This window comes from Niastella sp. sgz303648 (genome assembly GCF_059587045.1).
In genome coordinates this window covers 188,961-213,778 of sequence record NZ_JCAPSW010000003.1, presented here as the reverse complement: position 1 = coordinate 213,778, position 24,818 = coordinate 188,961, and the positions used below count along the sequence as shown (strand labels likewise).

Sequence of the window (24,818 nt, the reverse complement as noted above, 5' to 3'; positions counted from 1 at the left end):
AATCCGGCAAACTAACCTTTACTAAAAAACGAATTACGTTAACATTGAAATAGCGGCCGGTAATGATCTCGTTTAATAAAGCCAATTTTTATTATGCCCCTGGATTTCACGCCGGTTAATTTCAAAAGCCAGCTAAACTCCATTCTCAATTCCCCCGGGAAATCTTAATTTACAATTCCCTTCAAATACCAAAAACTAATCCTATATGAGTAATACAACTGCACAAATTGCAAAACAATTCAGGGCCGTACATTATGGTGGTAACTGGACCTGGTCGAACCTGAAAGATCATCTCGCCGATATTACCTGGCAACAGGCCACAACAAAGGTATATTCGTTCAACACCATTGCCGCCCTCGTTTTTCATATGAATTATTATGTAAGCGCCATATTAATGGTATTGCAGGGTAATCCTCTTAACGCCAGTGATAAATATAGCTTCGATCTGCCGCCAATTGCCTCAAAAGAAGATTGGGACCAATTATTAAATAAAACCTGGGCCGATGCAGAAACCTTCGCAACCCTTGTTGAGCAATTGCCCGAAAGCATGCTTTGGGAAACATTTGCCGACGAAAAATATGGTAATTATTACCGAAATCTGCACGGCGTAATAGAACACACTCACTATCACCTCGGTCAAATCGTTCTGATAAAAAAACTTCTCCTTCAGTCGCCGCAACAGTAATGGCATGTATGTAATAGCGTGTTTTGCTGTTGTTTTTAATTGCATTACAGGCAATGCAGGTAATGATATGCATGTTTTGGTCTGCCAACTACTCGTGATATTCATGCTGCCGAAGGTGCATCTTAGTTTATTGAGGATTTCGGGATTTGGAGATTTTTGGAGTTGGAAAACACCGGTTCAGACCGAAACAAGAGAAATCACAAATCAATATATCCCAAAATCAGAAATGTGCAGTCCGTGGCACAGAAATTATTATTGATCTCCTTTCCCGTATGGTGAGGTGGCATAACACTTTAAGTATATTTTTAATAACCACTTTCCGGTTTTCATCAGCTATTATATGGAACAGCAAGTGACTCAACCGCAGCTTTCGGCTGTACCGGAGTTTTTGTCAGGAGGTGGCGAAATGGGACAACGTATTCGCAACTTCGATTGGTCAAAAACACCTCTTGGTCCGGTGTATACCTGGCCTCAGAGCCTGCGTACCTGCGTTCGTATTATGCTCACGTCCCGCCAGCCCATGTGGATTGGCTGGGGCAAGGAAATGATTAAGCTATATAACGATCCATATAAAGCCATTGTACGGGGTAAACATCCTCATGCGCTGGGTATGCCAGCCTCATTTGTGTGGAAAGAGATCTGGCGTCATATTGAGCCCATGCTAAGGCAGGTAATGGTAAACGATGAAGGTACCTATGTTGAATCGCAGCTGCTGATCATGGAGCGCAACGGTTATCCCGAAGAAACGTATTATACATTTTCCTATACCCCCATCCCGGGCGATAATGGAGAAACAGCCGGCATGATATGCGCCAATACCGATGATACCGACCGCATTATCAGCGAACGGCAATTAAGAACTTTGACCAACCTGGGTAAAAATCTCAACAACTGTCAAACAAACGGAGAGGTAATCGAAAAAACTATCGACAGTTTAAAAGATAACCAGCGCGATTTTCTTTTTACATTATTTTATTCCATTAAGAACGATAAAATCTTGCTTTCCCAAACGTCCAACCTGGGTGAGGCCGGCGCCGGTTTGCCTGTTGAGATCGGGTTGCATGACAATACCCCTTTTGCTGCCTGTTTACAACGGGCCATTGTGAATAAAGAACTGCAAATGTTCGATGGGGTAAAAAGCAGTTTGGGCAATATGCCAACAGGCGCCTGGGAAATTAATTCCGATAAAGCAATGGTGTTGCCAATAGTGCAATCAGGCTCAAAAGAACCTTATGGTCTGTTGGTGGTTGGTTTTAATCCATATCGTTTGTTGGATGAAAAGTACAGCAGCTTTTTTAATTTGGTAGCCGACCAGGTAGCTGCAAGTTTTGCGGATGTGCATGTGTTGGAAGAAGAACGAAAACGCGCCGAGGCCCTTGCCGAAATAGATCGTGCAAAAACTATATTTTTTTCTAACATAAGTCATGAGTTCAGAACGCCGCTTACTCTTTTGCTGGCTCCTATTGAAGATGTGTTAAGCAGCCCGGATACAAGCCCCGAACAAAAAATGCTCATGAACGTTGCCCAAAGCAATGCCCTGAGAATGCAAAAACTGGTTAACACGCTGCTTGAATTTTCAAGAATTGAAGCCGGCCGGGTCGAAGGCCGCTTTGTTCGTATGGATATTTGCTCCTTTACCGAAGACCTGGCTAGTGTGTTTCGCTCGGCCATTGAAAAAGCGGGCATGAAATTGATCATTCGTTGCCACCCGGTTAAAGATGACGTATATATCGACCCCGATATGTGGGAGCGCATTATTCTGAACCTTATTTCCAATGCTTTTAAATATAGCATTGAAGGAACCATTACGATTGAAGTAAAACAGATACAGAACGAAGTGCAGGTAGCTGTAACCGATACAGGAATTGGTATTGCCGAAGACCAGCTCGATAAAATTTTTAATCGTTTTCACCGGGTCGAAAATTCAAATGGCCGTAGCATGGAAGGAACAGGCATTGGACTCGCCATGGTAAAAGAACTGGTTAAACTGCATCACGGCACTATTCAGGTTACCAGTGAACCCAATAAAGGTTCAACTTTTACAGTGACGATTCCGGTAGGTAAAAACCACTTGCCTGAAGATAAAATCACAGATGCCCCGGCAATACTTACCGGATATAAACACTCCGCTGCTTTTGTTGAAGAAGCCATGAAATGGCTGCCTGAAGAAAAATGCCAACAGATCAGTAACAATCCACTGGTTAACGAAATGGCCGGGTATGCTAACGAAACAAAACCCATTCGCAAAGTGCTTTTGGCCGATGATAATGCCGACATGAGAAATTACGTGCAAAGATTGCTATCGGACAGCTTTACTGTTATTACCGCCAAAAATGGTCAGGAAGCATTCAGCAAGGCGTTGGCGAATAAACCCGACCTGCTATTGTCGGATATTATGATGCCAAAGCTGGATGGTTTTGGATTATTGAAGAAGATCCGCTCACACCCCGAAACCAAAAATATTCCGGTTATTTTTTTATCGGCCCGCGCAGGTGAAGAAGCAAGGGTTGAAGGTTTGGATGCCGGTGCAGATGATTATCTCGTAAAACCGTTTTCGGCAAAGGAATTGATTGCACGGGTAACTAATCTTATAAATATTAGTGCGGTACGCCGCGAAACGGAACAGGAGTTTTATCAGCTTTTTCTGCAGGCGCCCGCTATTATTAATGTACTGAAAGGCCCCGATTTCAGGTTCGAATTATTTCATCCTAAAAATAAAGACCTGATGGGCGATGTTGACTATACCGGAATGACCTTACGGGAAGCATTGCCCGAGCTGGAAGGACAAGGTATTTTTGAATTGCTCGAAGAAGTATATCATACAGGTAAAACGGTAGCGCAGCAGGAACGGTTTGTAAAGTTGAAAAATGCAGAAGGCAGGTTAACAGGACGGTACTTTAATTTTATTTTTCAACCCTGGTTCGATATGCACGGCCGCGTGCAGGGTGTGCTGAATTTTACTATCGAGGTAACCGAAGCCGTTGAAAACCGGAAGAAAATTGAAGAAAATGAAAAAAGGTACAGGGAGCTTACCGAAAAACTCGAAGTAATTGTTGAAAACAGAACCGAAGAGCTGAAACGGTCGAACGACGATTTACAGCAGTTTGCCCATGTGGCAAGCCACGACCTGAAAGAACCCGTAAGAAAATTCAAAACTTTTATAGGAAGATTAAAAGATGAATACAGCGAATCGCTGCCGGTAAAAGGCAGAGATTACCTCGATAGAATGCTGCATGCATCCGATAGAATGTCTTCCATGATTGAAGGTGTGCTGAAATATTCCTCGCTGAATCCATCGGAAGAATCCGTTACAACCATTGATTTGAATGAGATCATTAAAAGTATTGAAGCCGATCTGGAAGTGGTGATCAATCAAAAGAAAGTACGAATAGTGAAGGGCGCTTTACCAACATTGGAAGCAGATGGAACACTTCTTTACCAGCTTTTTTATAATTTAATTAATAACTCGATTAAGTTTTGCAAAGCCGATCCCATTATTAATATTTCTTCCCTGATTGTTACTGCCGATGACCGTGAATATGCGAAAATTGTATTAACCGATAACGGTATTGGATTTGATCAGCAGGATGCATCTAAAATCTTCGATGCATTTACCAGGTTAAATTCAAAAGACAGATATGAAGGAACCGGCCTTGGTTTGTCTTTGTGCAAAAAGATCGTTGAACGGCATCGGGGCAGTATATCGGCCAATGGCGAACCCGGTAAAGGCGCTGTTTTTACAATTCTGTTGCCATTGGTGCAAAACAGAAAATTTCCCTTATGACAAAGGCCAAAAGATTTCTGTTAGCCGACGATGACAGGGACGATCGTGAAATGTTTGCAGAAGCGCTCGTTTCTATTGACGCTGGTATAATTTGCCATTATGCCGAAGACGGCGGACAGGCATTAAGCATATTGCTGAATAAAGAACTGAACGCGCCCGATGTGCTGTTCCTTGACCTGAATATGCCTGTAATGAGCGGCTGGGAACTGCTGACCCGGTTAAAAAAGGATATCTTTTATAAAGATGTTCCCGTTATAATTTATACTACATCTTCTGTTGAGCGCGATAAAAAAATGGCCATGAACATGGGCGCTCTTTGTTTTGTAACAAAACCCAACAGCTTCAGAGCCGTACAAACCATGCTGAAAATTGTAGTGAACCACCTCAATAAAAATTCGCTGTTAATAGCAGGAGGCGATATCGAAAATGCGTTGACCAATGAATAGTAAATCATCTACAACCAACCGAACAATCCGCCTTCAGGAAATCCTACCCAAATCGATTCATCCCTTACCTCAACCGGATACGTTTTTAAGTAATACCCTTCACCGCTGGTATTGCGCCCGTTTTGTAAACTGAACTTATAGCGGTGAACCGGGCAAACCACATTTCCCACAGCATCGATATACCCTTCGGCCATAATACCACTTGCATGCGGACATTTATACGCGAACGCAAACCACTGATCCCGGAAGCGTGAAATGCAGATGTTTTTGCCTTTTATTTCCACCACGGCAATACCTTGTTGACTGAAGGAAAGCTCGGCAGGGTGATCGGCTACCTTATGAAAGGTGTATTTTTTTTCAGACATAGGAAGAGAAATATACATCCCGGACTCTTTGGGCGCCCTGAGCGTAGTTGAAGGGCCGTTTCACGTTTATCGTTTCACGTTTCACGTCAAAAGAAACCAGTTTTATACGGATAACGAATATGATATAATTCCTTAACCTTATTTAATATGGTGCGTCGCAGTTCGTCGATATTGGTTCTTTCAGTAGCAGATATAAATACACAATTGCCCTGCAGCTGGTTTTCCCAACGTTCTTTTAAGTCGATTAATATCTCTGCCCTTACCTCTTCTTCAAGCCAGGGATCAAAGGTGTTTTTTTCGTACTGGTCCATTTTGTTGAAAATGGTGATCACCGGTTTATCAAACGCATTCAGTTCCTGCAGGGTTTTATTTACCACACCGATCTGTTCTTCGTATTGCACATGCGAGGTATCTGCCACATGCAGCAGAATATCGGCTTCGCGCACCTCGTCGAGGGTGCTTTTGAAGCTTTCTACCAGGTGGTGGGGCAGTTTGCGAATGAACCCTACCGTATCGCTTAATAAAAAAGGCGTGATTTCAAAAACTACTTTTCGGGTAGTGGTGTCGAGCGTGGCGAACAGTTTGTTTTCGGCAAAAACCTCGCTTTTGGCCAGCAGGTTCATGATGGTGCTTTTGCCAACGTTGGTATAACCCACCAGCGCTACGCGAATAAATTCACCCCGGTCTTTACGCTGGGTGGCCGACTGCTTATCTATTTCAGCAAGGCGTCTGCGCAACAGCGCTATTTTTTCGCGAACAATACGGCGGTCGGTTTCAATTTCCGTTTCACCGGGACCTCTGGTTCCTATACCACCACCCAAACGTTCAAGGTGCTTCCACATACCACGCAGGCGGGGCATTAAATATTGGTACTGGGCCAGCTCAACCTGTGTTTTGGCCTGGGCGGTTTTAGCGCGCCGGGCAAAAATGTCGAGAATGAGGTCACTGCGGTCGATGGTTTTTACCTCCAGTACTTTTTCAATATTGCTGATCTGCGATCCGCTGAGTTCATCGTCGAAAATAACAATGTTGATATCGTGTCCGTCGATGTATTTTTTTATTTCTTCCAGCTTTCCCTTGCCCACAAAGGTGCGGCTATCGGGATGAGGCAGTTTTTGAAAAAAACGCTTTACGGCTTTGGCGCCGGCGGTTTCGGCCAGAAATGCCAGTTCTTCCAGGTATTCCTTTACCTGTTCTTCCGTTTGCAGTTTATGTACCAGTCCTACCAGTACAGCTTTCTCTTCTTTTTGAATGATATTCTTCTTGTCTAACAAGTCCTTCAGTTTTCAGTGTAAAAGTAATCAAACAAGTCCGAAAGTCCGGGATGTCGGTAAAGTCCCGAAGTCAGAAAGTCCGAAAGAAGCTTCCCGGCAAGGGTAACTTCTTTCGGACTTCCGGTCTTTGCTGACTTCCGGACTATATTATAACCCGCTGATCGATATGCCTATCTGGAACGGACGTATATCGGGTCCGTATCCGTCTTTTATAAACTGGTTCACCTGGTAGCTACCGTAAATGCCAAACACCCCTTTACTGATGCGGCCGGTAACCGATAACCGGGTTCCGTTAAAAAACCGTTTTGATTTGTCTTTTTCTATTAATGTGTTAAGGGTACCACCGCTATGGCTCATGAGGTTCTTTCCTTTGGCAGAGGCTGCCAGTAAAGTACCGATCTTGGCGCCAATGGCCCCTTTCCAGCTTTTATTGGTATTGGCCGGGTTGGCGGCAAAACGCAATTCAACCGGTGCTTCGAGGTAGGTGGTCATAATCTTATACTTCTTGAAATAGTTGGTATCCGCAACATTCTTAAAAACGAGGGTGCTGTTAGATCGGCCGGCGATATCAACAGTCATTTTATTCAGGTACATGTTATCGGTACCCAAACCAGCGCCGATACCTACACTAAACCTCGGATCGCTTTTGAATGGGAAGTCGAACATGAAGTACATATTAAAGCTACGGGGAATGCCTTTCGTATTAACGGTATCAGGCCTTTGCGCCCAGCCATTGTACCCTATCTGCAACATAAAATGGTCGTTAGGCCTGTTTGAAAGATTAATCTTACTCCAGTCCTTTTTTTTCGACTTTACTGTTGTAATAGTAGTCTTAGTGGTGGTCGAATCCTGTGCAAACAAGGGTAATACAAATGCCAATGCGAGGGAAAGCGTAATCAATTTTTTCATACTGTTCTCAAATGATTGTCAAAAGTATCTTTCACAGGGTTAATGAAAGGTTAAGGTTACAAAAAAGCCCATAGCACTGCCATGGGCAAAATGAGGTGAATGTTGACTTTCTCAGGATCGTTCCCCGGTATCTACCGGGATACAATACGTCAAACAATGAAATAAGAACTATTAAAACCCTGTATTGATCGACTAACGACCTTTCAACTAATGTGGATCCTGCTGGGATCGAACCAGCGACCCTCTGATTATGAGTCAGATGCTCTAACCGTCTGAGCTAAGGATCCTCCTCGAATGAGGAAATATTTTTTAAAAGAACATTTCAATTTTACTGCGACTTTCCTGCCTGTTAAACAGATGCTCCAACCGTAAAAGTCCTGAGCGAAGTCGAAGGATTGTTTCAAAGAGCAGCAAAATTAGAAAAATTCATTCAGTACCCCATACAAATCTTTATTTAATTTTTAAGTTACCTTGTGCAGCAGCATTCCAACCTCCGGAATGGTCTTTTTTTCTGAACGATTAGCGGTTTTTTATAATTTATTATGCTTGCCAGCCCTCAAATACAGGATCTGCAGCGACGTATTGCTCTATACGATGATCAATTCGCCTATAAAGAACTGTTTGTACACTTTTATAAATCCCTTCAGCAGTTTGCCTGTTCCTTTGTTCGTTCACCCGAAATAGCCGAAGAAATCGTATCCGACGTATTTATAAAGGTGTGGAAAAAACGAGCGGGCCTTGTAAGGATACATAACCTGAAGTTATACCTGTTCATCAGTACCAAACATGGGGCGCTGAATTATTTGCGGTCACAAAAGATAACATTCCTGCATTTTGAAGAATACCAGGTTCAGCTGCAAAGCATCTGGTTCGACCCCGAAAAACTTATGCTTACCGCCGAAATGATGAACCGCGTGCAAAAAGCCATCAATGATCTGCCACCCCGCTGTCAACTTATTTTTAAACTGGTTAAGGAAGATGGATTGAAGTATCGCGAAGTAGCCGACCTGCTACATTTGTCGGTAAAAACCATTGAAAACCAAATGACTACTGCCATCCGCAAAATCGGGTCGGCTATTCATTTCGACATTCGTACTACCCTTTCCGGACACTGAAAAATACTGAATATCCAATATTAAATGTCGAATGTTGAAGTACTTCGATATTCAACATTCGTCATTTATTATTCAATATTTTTTTGCGTCTTATGGGGGTATCCTTTTATTAATGGTGTCCTTACTGGTATATACCATCTAAACACATGAGTAAGGACAGAACATGGTTTTTGATCAGCAAAAAACTGGCGGGTGAGGCAACTGCCGAAGAGCTGAATGAATTGGAAGGACTGTTGCGTAGCGATCCTGATATGCATTATGCCCTCCAAAATATTACTGATCTGTGGAACCTGAATGCTCCTGCTGACCAGGATGATGCAACAGATGCTTTTGACCGCCATGTCGGCCGGCTGAAAGAGGCCGCCGTTCAGTGGCAGGATGGGAACAACCAGCCGCAAAGTGAAGAGATCCCCGTTTACCCAAAACCCCGTTCACGCAAAAGCATATTATTAATAAGTGCAGCTGCCATGCTACTGCTGGTAAGCGGTTTTATCTGGTATTATTCAAAAACAAAACCGGCTGCTTCGGCCGGCCCTTTTATCGCCCGCCATACCAATGAAAAAAATGAAATCAGTACCCGCAACGGCTCTAAAACAAAAATCACCCTGCCCGATGGATCGAAAGTGTGGCTGAATGCCGGAAGTAAACTTACCTATAATAAAGATTTCGGAAATGACGTACGTGAAGTGGAATTAAGCGGGGAGGCTTTTTTCGATGTGGTTCACCTTACTCCCCCTCTCCCGGAGGGAAGCGGCGGGAGGCCAATGCCCTTTATTATTCATACCCGAAACATCGATGTGCGGGTGCTCGGCACAGCTTTTAATGTAAAATCATATCCCGGCGACCGGCAAACCGAAACCAGCCTGGTACGGGGTAAAGTAGAAGTGTTAATCCACAACAGGCCCGATGAAAAAATAATTCTTCGTCCCAACGAAAAGCTGGTAGTACTGAATGAAGAAGTACAACCTGCCCGCACCCCCGATAAACCATCTGCAGTACATGACCAACCCATTGTGTCGCTGAGCAAATTAAACTATACCCAAAAAGATAGCACATTGATTGAAACGGCCTGGGTTCAGAATAAACTGGTTTTTGATAATGAGTCTTTTGAAGACGTGGCTGCAAAAATGGAACGCTGGTACAACGTTCAGTTCGAGTTCAGCGATGTGCAAAAGAAACAACTGCGTTTTACCGGAACATTTAATAATGAAACTATACAGCAGGCTTTGGATTATATGAGCATAACGGCGCCTTTTCGCTATTCGATACAAGGCAATAAGGTTATTATCGGAAGATGATTTTTTAAAATAAAAACGACTGCCAAATGAATAAAAACAACAGCACATAAATTCTTTATAAACGAAAGCGGAACCTCATTGCAGTGAGATTCCGCCAGGTAAAATACAGGCTGAAATGAGCTTTCCTGTTTAAGGCACAGGAAACACCTATTATTTAACCTTCCAATTAACAAAGTATGAAAAAAAACGGAATTCTGCTGAGTTTCGGCAGGGACCCGCTTTTACTAAAGTTAGCCCGGGTTATGAAGCTTTCATTTGCCATAATACTACTCACTTGTCTTCATGTTTCTGCCGGTGGCTTTTCGCAAAACAGGATCAGCGTAGATTTTCAGGCGACCCAATTAAAAAAAGCACTGTCGGTTATTGAAAGAAAAAGCAATTTTCGTTTTCTGTATAACGAAATGCTGGTTTCGAACGCACCCCGCATTACCCTCACCATGAACGATGCGGAGGTAACAGATGTTTTGACCCGAATACTTAACAAAACCGGCTTATCGTACCAGCTAATGGCCAATAACTTGGTGATATTAAAAACGGGCATGGCAGCCGAATTACAGGATATCAGGGTGTCGGGTAAAATAACCGGCGCCACCGGCGAACCAATCATTGGCGCATCGGTTGTGGTAAAAAATACCACCATAGGCACCACCACCGATGCTCAGGGAAGTTTTGCGCTCACTGTTCCCGATAACGCTGTGCTGGTAATTTCTTCACTGGGTTTTGAAACAAAGGAAATACCGGTTAACGGTCAAACTACCATTAACGTTAGTTTGAAAGCAGCCGACATTTCGTCTCTGCAACAGGTGGTGGTTATAGGCTATGGCTCCGCCACCCGAAAAGATTTAACGGCCCCGGTTGGTGTGGTAAACCCCGAAGACCTGAACAAACGCATGGCGGCTAATCCCATGCAGGCTTTGCAGGGTAATGTTACCGGTGTGCAGGTGGTTACCAACGGAGCTCCCGGCGGATCGCCTACCGTGCGCATCAGGGGCGTGGGCTCATTCAATAATACTTCTCCGCTGTATGTGGTCGACGGTATGTTTGTAGATAATATCGACTTTCTGAATACGAACGATATTGGCGAAATGTCGGTATTGAAAGATGCTTCTGCCGCTGCTATTTATGGTGTTCGGGCAGCCAACGGTGTTGTGATCATCACTACCAAAAAAGGTAAGTATAATATGAAAACCCGGGTAACCTATAACGGTTACTTCGGTGTTCAAAAACCTACCGGTAATTATAAACTAGCCAATGGCGCCCAGTATGCTGCTATGGAACTGGCAAAAGGTACCGGTACCGATACGGCAAGGGTTACTTCGTCTGTTTCCAAATTTGGTGGCACCGGATTGAATCCAAAAACCAATACCGATTGGTACGATCAGATTCTGAAAGCGTCGGCCCTTATGCATAACCACAGTATCGATCTGGCCGGCGGCAGTAATAAAGTAAACTACACGGTTGGGTTGAATTACCTGTATCAGGATGGGATAATGGAATTTGATAACAATTATAAAAGGTATAACCTCCGCTTTCAGATGGAGGCAAAGCCGTACGACTGGCTGAAAGTGGGCATCACCACCCATTTGAGCAACAGCATTCTGCGCAATCCCAATACAGGCGCTTTTTCGCTGGCGTATAATGCTTCGCCTTTATATCCTGTGTATGACGAAACAAATACACTGGCTTATCCTAAAAAATATGCTTCTTCATCAACACTGGGCTTTGCCAATGGTGTGTTTAGCAACCCGGTGGCCGCTGCCGATTACTGGTACGACAAAACAAAAGGCTTTCAGATTTTGCCAACGTTGTATGCTGAAGCAGACATCATAAAAAACAAACTGTCGTTTCGTACGCAGTTAAGTCAGCGTTATGGTTCGAACCTGAACCAGAATTATATTCCCGAATATTACGTTGATAACATTCAGCGTTTAAGAGTATCTACCTTAACAACAACCGAAGACCGGTTTGAAAATTATATTCTCGATAATTTATTAACCTACAAAGGTTCGATAAATCGTCATCACTGGACATTGCTATTGGGCCAGTCGATTCGTGAAGAGCGATTCAGATCTTCACAAATGATCACCGACAGTATACCTGGTGATCAAATATACTGGTATGCCGATCAGGGACCCCGCCGCCCAACCGGTTACAACGAAACCGGTTACAGGAACGCTTCATCATCTTATTTCGGACGCCTGAGCTATGATTTTGCCGGCAAATATTTATTAACGGCTACTTTCCGTGCCGATGGCACTTCGAAATACCAGGAAAAATGGGGCTACTTCCCCTCTGTAGGTGTAGGATGGGTTATTTCGGATGAAGACTTTATGAAAGACCAAAAATTGTTCAACCTGCTTAAGTTGCGTGGGTCATGGGGTAAGTTAGGGAACGATGGTGTTAATCCAAGCACCGGCTATGCCGTGGTATATACCGGTAACGATTATTCGGGTGTGTTTGGCAGCACAGGTACTACAAATGGTACATTGCAAACAGGTTATCGCATCGATCCTTTGTTTGGTAAGGTTGAGTGGGAAGTGGTGACCGAATGGGATGGAGGTATTGATTTCGCTTTGATGAACAACCGGTTGAAAGGTTCACTCGATTATTATCACCGGCAAACAGATAAACTGGCTTTTGAAAGAAATGTACCTTTTATAAGCAGCGTAAAACAGTTTGGTAACTGGGGCAAAGTAAATAACAGTGGTATTGAAGTTACCCTCGACTGGAAAGACAAGATTGGTGATTTTGGCTACCAGATCGGAGGTAACCTGAGCACGATAAAAAATGAAGTGGCTGACCTGCAGGGCCTCAAAAATCTGCCCGGAGGTATTGCCGAATTTCCAACGCTTTCGCAGGTGGGCGAACCATTTAATTTCTTCTATGGCTATCAGGTAGAAGGTATATATCAGAACCAAAACGAAATAAATGCCGACCCCGTTGCTGTTGCCAATAATTTGAAACCGGGGTACTTTAAATTCAAAGATCAGAATGGCGATAAGGTGATCGATGCCCTTGACCGCGTAAACCTCGGCAGCTATTTTCCAAAAGTCACTTATGGTTTCAATCTGGGAGTCGACTACAAAAATTTCGACCTGACCATCTTCTTCCAGGGTGTTGGCGGAAACAGTATTCTGAATTTTAATCGTGCGCTGCGACAAAAATTTCCCGACATGAATGGCGATGAAGATTTTGTAACACATCTGTGGACGGGCGAAGGTTCTACCAATAAATATCCATCAGCTTATGCAACTACCCAGTCATGGAACAACAATGCCAGCTCATTTTATGTAGAGAATGGATCTTATCTGCGCCTGCAGAACATTCAGCTGGGATACAATTTCAGGATTGGAAAAGGCGATGGCGCCTCCATTCGATTATATGCTACAGCCGATCGCCCGGTTATATGGACAAGATACCACGGTATAACACCTGAGGTGGCTTCACCCCAGCAACTTCCCAAAGACCGTGCTGCTGGTCCATCCAACACACCGTCAACATTCGTTTCGGGATTCGGATACGATAATAATGTGTATCCTACCACTGCTGTATATACGATCGGTGTAAGAATCACTTATTAATGCTAATAATTCAGATCATGAATAAGATTAAAAATATTATACTCCTTTTGCTGGTATTCGCAACAGCGGGATGTAAAAAGTTTTTAGACCGCGACCTGGAAGACAGGCCCAGGAGCGCTTCGATTGATTATACCAATTTAGGCTCCATGTACTCTCCGGTTTCGGGCGTTTATAGAACAGCGGCCAACGAAAACCCCGGACTGGTTCACTGGATGGATGTGGGGGTTAGAACCGTTCGCGGCGATGATGTGGCCAAAGGATCGGCCCCTAATGACCAGGGAACGCTTACCGATATAAAGAATTTTCAAAACAGTAACCCCGGTGTAGTTTCTTTTTGGGGCAATAATAACTACTGGAACGATCATTATGGTTTGGTGCTGTATTGCAACGAGGCCATGAATGATTTGGATAGATATGCCGCTAATATTTCGACAAGCGACCAGGAAAATTGGGCCTCGTACCGGCAATACAGATCAGAGGTGCGGGTAATCAGGGCGTTTGCCCATTTGCTGATTTCGCGTGTTTTTGGCGATGTGCCTATTGTTACCGACAATAAAACCCTAACAACTGTGGCCAAAAGCAGCGTACTGGATGTGCGCAAATGGATCATCAGCGAAATGGATAGTGCCATTGATAATCTCGAAGATGCGCGGCCAAACCAGGCTTCGCACAAAGGCGCCGTAACTAAGTACACAGCTCTTTTGCTGAAAGCCAAAGCGGCTGCCGATGCGGCAGGTAACGATAATGGAAGTCCGTACTGGGATATTGTATTATCGGCAACCAACGATATTATCAACAGCGGTAAGTTCTCGTTGTATGCTGATTTTTACCAGTTGTTTAAGATACCAGGTAAGCTGTCGGATGAATCGATGTACGAATTACAGTTCACCGACTTTGGTACCAGCACAGGCACATCTATTTCACCGGGCGCCTTCTTCGATTTTCAGGGACCAAACGGCGACCAGCATGGCAGTCCGGTTGCAGGCTGGGGATTTATGTCGCCCACACAAACCATTGTTGACTTTTTCAATGGCCGCAATGATTCGGTTCGGTTAAAAACATCTGTTCTTTTTGCCGGCGCTACCGAAAGCACTTTTGCAACTACGCCCAGCGGCGATAAGGTATATGGCAATTCAAATGGTCAATCGAGGTTCATGGGAAAGGTTTACCTGCCGGCCAATCAAATGACTCCCGGACGAACCAACTACGGATCTAATAATAATGTGCGCGTATTGCGGTATGCCGATGCGCTGTTATTGAATGCCGAAGCAAAGGTTCGTAAAGGGCAAAATGGCGATGTGCCGTTGAACCTCGTGCGTACACGTGCCAAACTGAACCCGATCACCGGCGTTACTTTACAAAATGTACTGGATGAACGCCGGGCCGAATTTGCCTGCGAATGGTGGGGCGAACGTTATAATGATCTTATTCGTACAGGTCAGGCTGCTACAGTGCTGGCGCCGGTTGGCTTTGCACCCGGAAAAGAATACCTGCCGGTTCCAACGGCGCAAAAAGATCTCAATCCGAATCTTTAATTGATGGTTTGATGATTGAATTGTTTGATGGTTGGTCCTTCGAATTTTAAATCTGATTAATTATTCGCAGTATTTCTGAAACGCAGGTTCAGCCATCAAACAATTTAACAATGAAACAATTTTATAAGATCATGGGAATAATTAAAGTCACCGTTATAACAATTACTTGTATCCTCGTTATAACCCGGTGCACTTATCCGCAGAAAACAGTTATTGCCGAGGCTAAAATTCCTCCGGATGATGAGCAAATATTTACTGATGTGCAGCAGCAAACCTTTCAGTATTTCTGGGAGGGAGCCGAGCCTGCAAGTGGTATGGCTCGTGAACGGTTTCATGTAGATGGCGAATATTCCGAAAACGATAAAAATGTGGTAACCACCGGAGGCAGCGGTTTCGGCGTTATGGCTTTACTGGCAGGTATACACCGGGGCTTTATTACCCGCGATCAGGGCCGGGAACGAATTGAAAAGATTGTTGGCTTTCTTGCAACAGCCGATCGTTTTCATGGCGCATGGCCGCACTGGTTATATGGCGAAACAGGAAAGGTAAAACCCTTCAGCAAAAAAGACAATGGCGGCGATTTGGTTGAAACCTCTTTTCTGCTGCAGGGCTTACTGTGTGCCCGCCAGTTTTTTTATAAGGGAGATTCAACCGAAAAAGTGCTCGCTGCCCGTATCGATACCTTATGGAGGCAGGTTGAATTCAACTGGTACCGCCATGGTGAAAATGTTTTATACTGGCACTGGAGCCCTGCTTATAATTGGGAAATGAATTTTCCGGTGCATGGCTATAATGAATGCCTGATCATGTACGTGCTGGCGGCATCGTCGCCAACATTTGGTGTGCCGGCTGAGGTATATCACCAGGGCTGGGCCCAAAACGGAAAGATCGCTTCAAAGTGCGCTATATACGATTATACGCTGCAGTTATACCACCAGGGCGATTCACCATACGGAGGGCCGTTGTTCTGGGCGCATTATTCGTACCTCGGCCTTGATCCGCATGGGTTAAAAGACCGGTATGCCGATTACTGGGCCGAAAATAAAAACCAGGCTCTGATCAACTATACCTGGTGCGTAAAAAATCCCAAATATTTCAAAGGCTATGGGCCCGATAACTGGGGGCTTACATCGAGTTACTCGGTAGTTGGTTATGCAGGCCATGCACCGGGTAAAGAAAATGATCTGGGAGTAATAGCGCCAACGGCTGCTTTGTCGTCGTTCCCGTATACGCCTCAACAAAGTATGCAGGCCATACGCCACTGGTATAATGATATGAAAGATAAGCTATGGGGGCCTTATGGGTTTTATGATGCGTTTAGTCAAACCGCTGCCTGGTTTCCGAAACGGTACCTGGCCATTGACCAGGGCCCGATTGTTGTAATGATGGAAAACTACCGCAGTGGCTTATTGTGGAGTTTGTTCATGAGCTGCCCCGAAGTAAAAGCAGGGTTGAAAAAATTAGGGTTTACAAGCCCGTATTTTAAATAAAACGCGAAACGCCAAACGCGAAACGCTTAATGCAGAACGCCAAACGCTTAACGCTTAATGCCCAACGCCCAACGCTTAACGCAGAACGCCTAATGCAAAACGCAGAACGCGAAAAGCTTAATGCAGTACGTTTACGCTGTACGCAAAATGGCGCACTGTTTATGTGGAAGTTGCATTTAGCTTTGAGCGTTAAGCATTAAGCGTTTAGCGTTCAGCTTTAACAAAATTGTAATGCTGAAACTTCTTATTAATATAGTTGTAATTGTAATAACGATAGTTCCGCAGGTATTCCCTCAAAGCAGAAGCATAAGTGTTGAACGGGGCCGTTCGCCGGCTGGCGAACGGCAAAAGGGTGAGTCATCTTCGAAAAGCAGGCTCACCCTTTTGCCGGCAGGCCCTAACGAAACAAAACAACGCACGTATTGCAACCCCCTTAATATCGATTACGGGTATACGCCTATACCCAATTTTACCGAATGGGGCAAACACCGCGCCACGGCCGACCCCGTCATTGTACTGTACAAAGGCGATTATTATTTATTCAGCACCAACCAGTGGGGTTACTGGTACAGCAATGATTTGTATAATTGGAATTTTATTGCCCGCCATTTTTTGAAACCATATCATAAAGTATACGACGATTTATGTGCGCCGGCGGTTTGGGTGCAGGGCGATACCCTGCTGGTATTCGGGTCAACGTATTCCTCAAACTTTCCCATTTGGATGAGCACCAATCCAAAAGCCAATGAATGGAAAGAAGCAGTAGATTCTTTTGAGATCGGCGGCTGGGACCCCGATTTTTTTGTTGATGATGATGGCAAATTGTATATGTATAATGGCAGCAGCAACCGGTATCCGTTATATGGAATTGAAATCAATCGAAAAACCTTTCAACCAATAGGAACGCGAAAAGAAATGTATTTGCTTGAACCCTGGCGATACGGCTGGCAGCGCTTTGGCGAATACCTCGACAATACATTTTTAGATCCTTTTATTGAAGGCGCCTGGATGACCAAATACAACGGTAAGTATTACCTGCAATACGGGGCGCCCGGCACCGAGTTCAGCGGCTATGCCGATGGCGTGGTGGTGGGCGATCATCCCCTGGGGCCTTTTACGCCCCAGTCGATGCCCTTTAGTTATAAACCAGGTGGCTTTGCCCGTGGGGCAGGCCATGGCGCCACATTCAAAGATAAAAACGATCACTGGTGGCATGTATCAACCATTGCCATTTCGGTTAAGAACAATTTCGAGCGCCGCCTCGGTTTGTGGCCCGCCGGTTTTGATAAAGACGGTGTACTTTATATGGATGCCGCCTTCGGCGATTATCCGCACTATTTAGCAGCCCCGGCCCCCTCTAACTCCCCCGGTGGGGGAGGAAAAAGCAGCACTCAGATTTATCTCAAGCAACCTTCTTCTGAAAAAAACGCAGAGTTAATCAAATCAAATAATACAGATAAAAGAACAGCTTATTACTTAAATGATAGCAGTAGACTGCCCGTTACGCTGATTAAAAAGCAAGGTGCTCAGGAAAATAGTCGGGTATCACCAACCTCCCCCTCCACCGGAGGGGGCCGGGGGGAGGCCGCCTTTTGCGGCTGGATGCTCCTCAACTACAACAAACCCGTTCAGGTATCTTCTACTCTGGCAAGCTATTACCCCAACTATGCGGTTGATGAAAACATAAAAACATACTGGAGCGCCGCCACAGGCAACAAAGGCGAATGGATACAAACCGATTTGGGCAATATCAGCACCGTACAGGCCATTCAAATTAATTATGCCGATCAGGATGTTGATTTTTTGGGCAAGCAACAGGGCAACTACCCCTCCACCGGAGAGGGTTGGCGGGAGGCCTTTCATCAGTATAAAATATATCATTCAGCCGATGGCAAAAACTGGAAGCTGTTGATTGATAAAAGCAACAACAAAACCGATGTGCCGCATGATTATGTTGAACTGGAAAATCCGGTTCAAACCAGATTTATAAAACTCGAAAACATACATATGCCCGGCGGCAAATTTGCCATCAGCGGATTACGTGTGTTTGGCAATGGCAACGGCCCAAAACCTGATACGGTAAAACAGTTTATTGTATTGCGAACCGAAAAAGACAAACGAAGCGCCTGGATTAAATGGTCACCGGTTGATAACGCCTATGCCTATAATATTTATATGGGCACCGCCCCCGATAAATTATACAACTGTATTATGGTGCATAGCAGCAATGAATATTACTGTAAGTCGATGGATAGAGAAAAACCCTATTATTTTTGCATAGAAGCTATAAACGAGAACGGGGTGTCGGCACGAAGTAAAGTGATAAAAGCAGAATGAGTAGGGTAATGGGCCATACATCATGTATATCGCATGTATAGCTGCGGCATGCCTGCGCCATGGTAACGGCATATAAAAAGTAAGACAATAGTAAGGGAATAGTAATAGAATAGTAAGGCGATAGTAAGAAAGGAGTCCATAAGTAGTTACCAAAGGGGCAATAAACACAGATTTTTTATTATGCACATTTGAGAACGCATACTTTTATTTAAAGATACGCTAAACATTGAGCAAATGATCAGGAGTTATTTATTAGTTGTTGCAATAATTCTTACGGTACCGGCTATAGCTCAAACTACACCCGATGCCAAAATGAATGCCTTCATCAGCAGCCTGATGAACAAAATGACGGTGGAAGAAAAAATCGGCCAGTTGAATCTTTTAACGCCCGGCTGGGGTGTGCCAACCGGTTCGGTAGTAAGTAAAGGTGTTGAAGATAAGATTCGAAAGGGGCAGGTTGGCGGACTGTTCGGCGTAACGGGCCCCGATAAAGTACGCCAGGCGCAGGACCTGGCCATGAAAGAAAGTCGCTTAAAAATTCCCCTGCTGTTTGGTTTGGATGTAATACATGGTCACCGAACTATTTTTCCCATTCCGCTCGCATTGTCATGCTCATGGGATACGGCGCTGATTGAACGAAGCGCGCGTATTGCGGCTACTGAAGCAACAGCCGATGGGTTGTGCTGGGTTTTTTCGCCCATGGTTGATATAGCCCGCGACCCGCGCTGGGGGCGTATTGCCGAAGGCGCCGGCGAAGATCCTTATCTCGGTTCAAAAATCGCCCGGGCTATGGTAAAAGGATATCAGGGCAACGACCTGGCAAAAGATAACACCGTAATGGCCTGTGTAAAACATTTTGCTTTGTACGGAGCTGCCGAAGCGGGCCGTGATTATAATACCACCGATATAAGCCGAATCAGAATGTATAACGAATACCTGCCGCCCTATAAAGCGGCTGTTGATGCCGGTGCGGGTAGCGTAATGAGTTCGTTCAACGAAATAGATGGTATTCCGGCTACGGCCAACCGCTGGTTGCTTACCGATTTATTGCGCCGCCAATGGGGGTTTAAAGGATTTGTAGTATCGGATTACACCGCCGTGAACGAAATGATCGCCCACGGCATGGGCGATTTGCAAACCTGCTCTGCCCTGGCGCTGAAAGCCGGTTTGGATATGGATATGGTGGGTGAGGGGTTCTTAACCACACTTACCAAATCACTGAAAGAAGGAAAAGTTGCCCAAAAACAAATTGATGATGCGTGCCGCAGGATATTGGAATCAAAATACAAGCTCGGTTTATTTCAGGATCCCTACCGGTATGTGAGCGAACAACGGTTTACTAAAGAAATATTAACCGGCGAAACCCGCTCGGCCGCCCGCGAAATTGCCGCCCGTTCAATGGTATTGTTAAAAAATGCAGGAAAGGTATTACCGTTAAAAAAATCAGGCACTATTGCGCTGGTGGGTCCGCTGGCCAATAATCAGGCTGAAATGCTGGGCACATGGGCTGTTTCGGGCGATAGGTCCAAAAGTATTACCATTCAACAGGGCATTCAGAATGTAGCGGGCAATGCCGTGAAAATACTCTATGCCAAAGGCGCCAATATTACCAACGATACTGCCTTTGCCAAACGCATCAGTCCGTTTGGGCCTCCCACTGAAATTGATCCCCGGTCGCCCGACTCCCTGATTCAGGAAGCGGTTGATGCAGCCGGTAAGGCCGATGTGGTGGTGGCTGTAGTAGGCGAAGCCGCCGAAATGTCGGGCGAATCGGCCAGTCGTACCAGTTTGGATATTCCCGGCGACCAGCAAAAGCTCATAGATGCCCTCGTAACGACCGGCAAGCCGCTGGTAGTAGTTTTATTGAACGGAAGACCGCTAACTGTTTCGCGTATTCAGGAACGGGCGCCTGCTATATTGGAAGCCTGGTTTGCCGGAACCGAAGCCGGTAACGCCATTGCCGATGTGCTGTTTGGTAATTACAATCCATCGGGCAAACTAACTACCTGCTTTCCGCGTAATGTAGGACAAATTCCCATTTACTATAATCACAAGAATACCGGACGGCCATACGAAAGCGGTGACCCCAAATTCAAAAGCAATTACCTCGATGTTAGTAACGACCCATTGTATCCCTTCGGGTATGGGCTCAGCTATACCACCTTTACCTACAGCCACATAAAATTGAGCGAAACAACCATGAAACCTGGTCAATCGCTAACTGCCACGGTTATGGTAACCAACGACGGAAAATATGATGGCGAAGAAACCGTACAGTTGTACATCCGCGATATGGTGGGCAGTGTAACCCGGCCGGTAAAAGAATTAAAAGGCTTTCAAAAGGTGTTTCTCAAAGCCGGTGAATCAAAAACCGTTAGTTTCACCATCACCGTTAACGACCTTAAGTTCTATAACAGCGATTTAAAATATGTGGCCGAGCCCGGCGATTTTAAACTTTTCATCGGTACCAACAGCAGGGATGTGAAAGAGGCTGATTTTAAGCTGGTGCAGTAAAGTCCTGAGCGCAGTCCTGAGCGTAATCGAAGGATTGCTCCGTAAGCCCTGAGCGTAGTCGAAGGGCAAGCCGTGGCACGGCTTTGCTGATGAAAAGTCCGGAAGTCGGGAAGTCCGAAAGACGAAAAGTCCGGAAGAATATACAGTTGGCGGCCTGATTCTTTCTGACTTTCTGACTTTCGGTCTTTCAGACTAATTTTGCGGCATGCCATCCGTACAAAATATCATATTCGACCTGGGCGGGGTTTTACTGAACCTCGATATGCAACGTACCCGAAACGAGTTCATCAAACTGGGGCTTACCCAAATTGATGACCTTTTTCGCATAGGCCATGCAGCTTCCTTTTTTAAACAGTACGAAACAGGAACAATAACCGATGAGGAATTTGTTGAAAAAGCACGCGAGCTGGCGCACCCGGGTACTACGCATCAGCAAATTATTGATGCCTGGAATATGATGTTGCTCGATTTTCCGCAGGAAAGGGTGCATTTTTTAAACCGGTTAAAAACCCGATACCGCCTGTTTTTATTCAGCAATACCAACGCCATTCACCTGCAGTATTTTCAAAAAAGTTATCAAACGGTATATGGCAATTTGCTCGACGACCATTTCGAAAAGGCATATTATTCGCATATCATCAACCAGCGAAAACCCGACGTAGCCGCCTTTAAATATGTAATTCAGGATTGTAAGATAGATGCTTCGACCACCCTGTTTATCGACGATGCCCTTGTAAATGTTGAAGGCGCACGCCAGGCTGGTTTACAGGCTCTGCATCTGACAGATGGTAAAACTGTTTTGGATGTAGACCTCTGAAATAAATATTGAATAATGAATAACGAATATTGAATGTAGAAGTAAAAACAACCTTCAGGGGTTACTTCAGCCTTCGACATTTAAAATTCGATATTCGATATTTTTCATTCGATATTCATTATTTTCAGTCCTTTACTTCCTCAAAATCAATGTATTCCCCCGCTTTGGGTTGGGTAGCGGAGCCGTTATTTTGTGTAGTAGTATTATTATTAGAACCGTTCGGGGTGTTTTGCTGATACTGCCCCTGCTGGTTTTGACGTTGAAATTCCTTCATCTGGCGGCGCATTCTTAACGAAACTTTTACCAACGGGGCCAGAAAATTAAATACAAACCTGAAAATGAAATAGGCCAGCAATATGTATAATAAAATGCGTGCTAACATCATACAATAAAAGCTAAAGGTACAAATGGCGCCCCAAAAAAACTGTTAAGGCGCACAAAATCAAATTTTAACCAGTGGTGCAACAACCGAAAAAAGAGCGATAAACTTTCCCCGGTATGCTACATCCAATGCGTATTCTATCAACAAATGCAGCGCCCCAAAAGTTCATAACGGACCAGGCGTACAAACAAAAATTCCCCCATCTTATACATTACCCCCTGCCATATTAATTGCTTCGTTCCGATAGCTATCGGGACGACTTCTTAGTTCTGACTTCGGGTATTAAAACTATTTCTTGCAAAATTAACAACAGGTATTTTGGAATTAATTATCTAATTACCTTACCTTTGCTAAGGCAAAAGATGATTAGAAAGGGAACGGAATCGTTCCCTTCTTTATTTCCCGTAAGAGCATGGAAACACCAGTACAGGCAATTGAAAAAATGTTACAGGATATGCTGGCTAATGACCCGGCTTACTTCCTGGTTGAGATTAAGATAAAACCCACCAATAACGTAAAGCTTTTTTTGGATGGTGACCAGGGAGTAACTATTGAAAAGTGCATCTCCTGGAACCGGGCTTTATACAAAAAAATTGAAGAGGAAAATCTGTTCCCTAATGGAGATTTTTCGCTTGAGGTATCCTCTCCCGGCGTTGATGAACCACTCAAGTTGTTCAGGCAATACAAAAAAAATATTGGCCGCATGGTAGAAGTGATATTGAAAGACGGTATAAAAGTTACCGGTAAACTGCTCGAAGTAACCGATCAGGCTATTACGGTAGAAGAAACAAAAGGGAAAAATAAAAAGAAAGAAGTGCTGCAGCATAACTTTCTATTTGATCAAATAAAATCAACAAAAATTCAAACAGTATTTTAATAGCTTTCGCTCCCGCCCTGCGGGACGGAAAAAAAAATGTAGCATATGGCAAGCATCAACCTGATAGAGGCCTTCGCAGACTTCAAGGAAGCGGAAAATATTGATCGTCCTACCATGATGAAAGTGGTGGAAGATGTTTTCAAAACCCTGCTGCGTAAAAAATATGGCAGTGATGAGAATTTTGACGTAATTGTGAATGCCGAAAAAGGTGACCTGGAAATTATGCGCCGTCGTACTATTGTCGAAGACGGAGCTGTTATGGACCCTCTGGCAGAAATTGCATACAGTGATGCCGTAAAAATTGAACCCGATTTTGAAGTTGGGGAAGAATTATATGAAGAAATAAATATTCTCGATTTTGGCCGTCGCGCCATTCTCGCCGCCAAACAAACCCTGGCAAGCCGTATAAGCGACCTTAAAAAGAACGTACTGGTTAAAAAATATGGCGATCGCATTGGTGAAATTATCAGCGCTGAAGTATACCAGGTTTGGAAAAAGGAAATTTTATTGCTCGACGAAGAAGGGAATGAATTAATATTGCCAAAGTCGGAGCAAATTCCGCAGGACTATTTCAAGAAAGGTGAAAATATCCGCGCCGTTGTTAAAAAAGTAGAATTAAAAAACAATTCTCCGGTCATTATTTTATCCCGTACCTCTCCCTCTTTCCTTGCAAAACTGCTTGAAATTGAGGTGCCTGAAATATTTGATGGCTTAATTGTTATTAAAAAAATAGTGCGCGAACCTGGCGAAAGAGCCAAGGTAGCCGTAGAATCCTACGACGATCGTATCGACCCCGTAGGCGCCTGCGTTGGTATGAAAGGTAGCCGTATCCATGGTATCGTTCGCGAACTGAAAAATGAAAACATCGACGTAATTAACTGGACCAATAATATTCAGCTGTTGATTCAGCGCTCGCTCACACCTGCCAAAATCACCAGCATGGAGCTGGATAATGATAAAAAACAGGCCAATGTGTACCTGAAACCCGACCAGGTGTCGCTGGCAATCGGTAAAAAAGGCGTGAATATTAAGCTGGCACAGGAATTAACAGGATTTAGTATCGACGTTTATCGCGATACAGAAGGCGAACCCCAGGAATTCGATATCGATCTGGAAGAATTCAGCGATGAAATTGAAACCTGGGTTATTGATGAGTTTAAACGCATCGGTTGTGATACAGCGCGCAGTGTGCTGGATCTTACACCCGAAGAACTGGAAAGAAGAACCGACCTTGAAAGAGAAACCATCAATGAAGTACGCCGCATATTGAATGAAGAATTTGAAAAAGGATAGGCGAAGACAAGGTCATGCTGGTTAGGTATGCCAAAAAAGTCAAATGAGTCAAAAAGTCATATAAAGGATTTTGTTATATGACTATTATGGACAATATGACTATTTTGACTTTATGA

General features: G+C 44.4%; 17 protein-coding genes and 1 tRNA gene. 13 read left to right on the top strand and 5 right to left on the bottom strand.

All coding sequences use genetic code 11. The annotated features are described in order from the left end of the window. The first annotated feature begins 205 nt into the window (after positions 1–205). The 3 genes from AC59IL_RS09670 to AC59IL_RS09660 all read left to right on the top strand — a co-directional run bounded on the left by AC59IL_RS09670 (position 206) and on the right by AC59IL_RS09660 (position 4,915). The gene (locus AC59IL_RS09670) at positions 206–685 is read left to right on the top strand and encodes a DinB family protein (protein WP_496551910.1); all 480 of its coding nucleotides are present in this window, start codon (positions 206–208) and stop codon (positions 683–685) included. Between the two features lie 340 nt (positions 686–1,025). Continuing rightward, positions 1,026–4,469 (top strand): ATP-binding protein, encoded by a 3,444-nt coding sequence (locus AC59IL_RS09665; RefSeq protein ID WP_496551909.1) that lies wholly within the window; start codon positions 1,026–1,028, stop codon positions 4,467–4,469. Continuing rightward, complete coding sequence (locus AC59IL_RS09660; RefSeq protein WP_496551908.1) at positions 4,466–4,915, top strand: response regulator; 450 nt, start codon at positions 4,466–4,468, stop codon at positions 4,913–4,915. Before AC59IL_RS09665 ends, AC59IL_RS09660 begins: the two co-directional genes overlap by 4 nt. Positions 4,916–4,923: 8 nt before the next feature. Here the strand turns inward: AC59IL_RS09660 and AC59IL_RS09655 are convergent, their stop codons facing one another. The 4 genes from AC59IL_RS09655 to AC59IL_RS09640 all read right to left on the bottom strand — a co-directional run bounded on the left by AC59IL_RS09655 (position 4,924) and on the right by AC59IL_RS09640 (position 7,750). Then, positions 4,924–5,280 (bottom strand): Rieske (2Fe-2S) protein, encoded by a 357-nt coding sequence (locus AC59IL_RS09655; protein ID WP_496551907.1) that lies wholly within the window; start codon positions 5,278–5,280, stop codon positions 4,924–4,926. Positions 5,281–5,366: 86 nt separating this feature from the next. Beyond that, a complete protein-coding gene (gene hflX / locus AC59IL_RS09650) occupies positions 5,367–6,554 on the bottom strand; it encodes a GTPase HflX (RefSeq protein WP_496551906.1) in 1,188 nt (395 codons plus the stop codon). Positions 6,555–6,701: 147 nt separating this feature from the next. Continuing rightward, on the bottom strand, positions 6,702–7,463 hold the full coding sequence (locus tag AC59IL_RS09645) for an outer membrane beta-barrel protein (RefSeq protein ID WP_496551905.1): 762 nt from the start codon (positions 7,461–7,463) through the stop codon (positions 6,702–6,704). 213 nt (positions 7,464–7,676) lie between these two features. Next, a tRNA-Ile gene (locus AC59IL_RS09640) sits at positions 7,677–7,750 on the bottom strand. Between the two features lie 255 nt (positions 7,751–8,005). Here AC59IL_RS09640 and AC59IL_RS09635 point away from each other — a divergent pair. The 8 genes from AC59IL_RS09635 (at position 8,006) to AC59IL_RS09600 (ending at position 22,150) form a co-directional block, all read left to right on the top strand. Next, on the top strand, positions 8,006–8,578 hold the full coding sequence (locus AC59IL_RS09635; RefSeq protein ID WP_496551904.1) for an RNA polymerase sigma-70 factor: 573 nt from the start codon (positions 8,006–8,008) through the stop codon (positions 8,576–8,578). Positions 8,579–8,724: 146 nt separating this feature from the next. Next, a complete protein-coding gene (locus AC59IL_RS09630) occupies positions 8,725–9,876 on the top strand; it encodes a FecR family protein (RefSeq protein WP_496551903.1) in 1,152 nt (383 codons plus the stop codon). Between the two features lie 176 nt (positions 9,877–10,052). Further along, entirely contained in the window at positions 10,053–13,457 is a 3,405-nt protein-coding gene (locus tag AC59IL_RS09625) for a TonB-dependent receptor (RefSeq protein ID WP_496551902.1), read from the top strand. 17 nt (positions 13,458–13,474) lie between these two features. Further along, on the top strand, positions 13,475–14,992 hold the full coding sequence (locus AC59IL_RS09620) for a RagB/SusD family nutrient uptake outer membrane protein (protein ID WP_496551901.1): 1,518 nt from the start codon (positions 13,475–13,477) through the stop codon (positions 14,990–14,992). 110 nt (positions 14,993–15,102) lie between these two features. Continuing rightward, a complete protein-coding gene (locus AC59IL_RS09615; protein WP_496551900.1) occupies positions 15,103–16,482 on the top strand; it encodes a glucoamylase family protein in 1,380 nt (459 codons plus the stop codon). 231 nt (positions 16,483–16,713) lie between these two features. Then, positions 16,714–18,819: a family 43 glycosylhydrolase gene (locus tag AC59IL_RS09610; protein ID WP_496551899.1), complete on the top strand. Its 2,106-nt coding sequence runs from the start codon at positions 16,714–16,716 to the stop codon at positions 18,817–18,819. Positions 18,820–19,053: 234 nt separating this feature from the next. After that, positions 19,054–21,333 (top strand): beta-glucosidase BglX, encoded by a 2,280-nt coding sequence (gene bglX, locus AC59IL_RS09605; protein WP_496551898.1) that lies wholly within the window; start codon positions 19,054–19,056, stop codon positions 21,331–21,333. 205 nt (positions 21,334–21,538) lie between these two features. After that, positions 21,539–22,150: an HAD family hydrolase gene (locus tag AC59IL_RS09600; protein WP_496551897.1), complete on the top strand. Its 612-nt coding sequence runs from the start codon at positions 21,539–21,541 to the stop codon at positions 22,148–22,150. Between the two features lie 124 nt (positions 22,151–22,274). Here AC59IL_RS09600 and AC59IL_RS09595 read toward each other — a convergent pair whose 3' ends face one another. Then, a complete protein-coding gene (locus AC59IL_RS09595; protein WP_496551896.1) occupies positions 22,275–22,535 on the bottom strand; it encodes a DUF4834 family protein in 261 nt (86 codons plus the stop codon). Positions 22,536–22,944: 409 nt separating this feature from the next. On the opposite strand from AC59IL_RS09595, the gene AC59IL_RS09590 reads away from it, so the two are divergent. Together AC59IL_RS09590 and nusA are read left to right on the top strand one after the other, a co-directional pair. Continuing rightward, positions 22,945–23,409, top strand: coding sequence for an LSm family protein (locus AC59IL_RS09590; RefSeq protein WP_496551895.1), 465 nt, complete (start codon positions 22,945–22,947; stop codon positions 23,407–23,409). A 45-nt stretch (positions 23,410–23,454) separates the two neighbouring features. Beyond that, positions 23,455–24,702, top strand: coding sequence for a transcription termination factor NusA (nusA, locus tag AC59IL_RS09585; protein ID WP_496551894.1), 1,248 nt, complete (start codon positions 23,455–23,457; stop codon positions 24,700–24,702). The last annotated feature ends 116 nt before the right edge of the window (positions 24,703–24,818 follow it).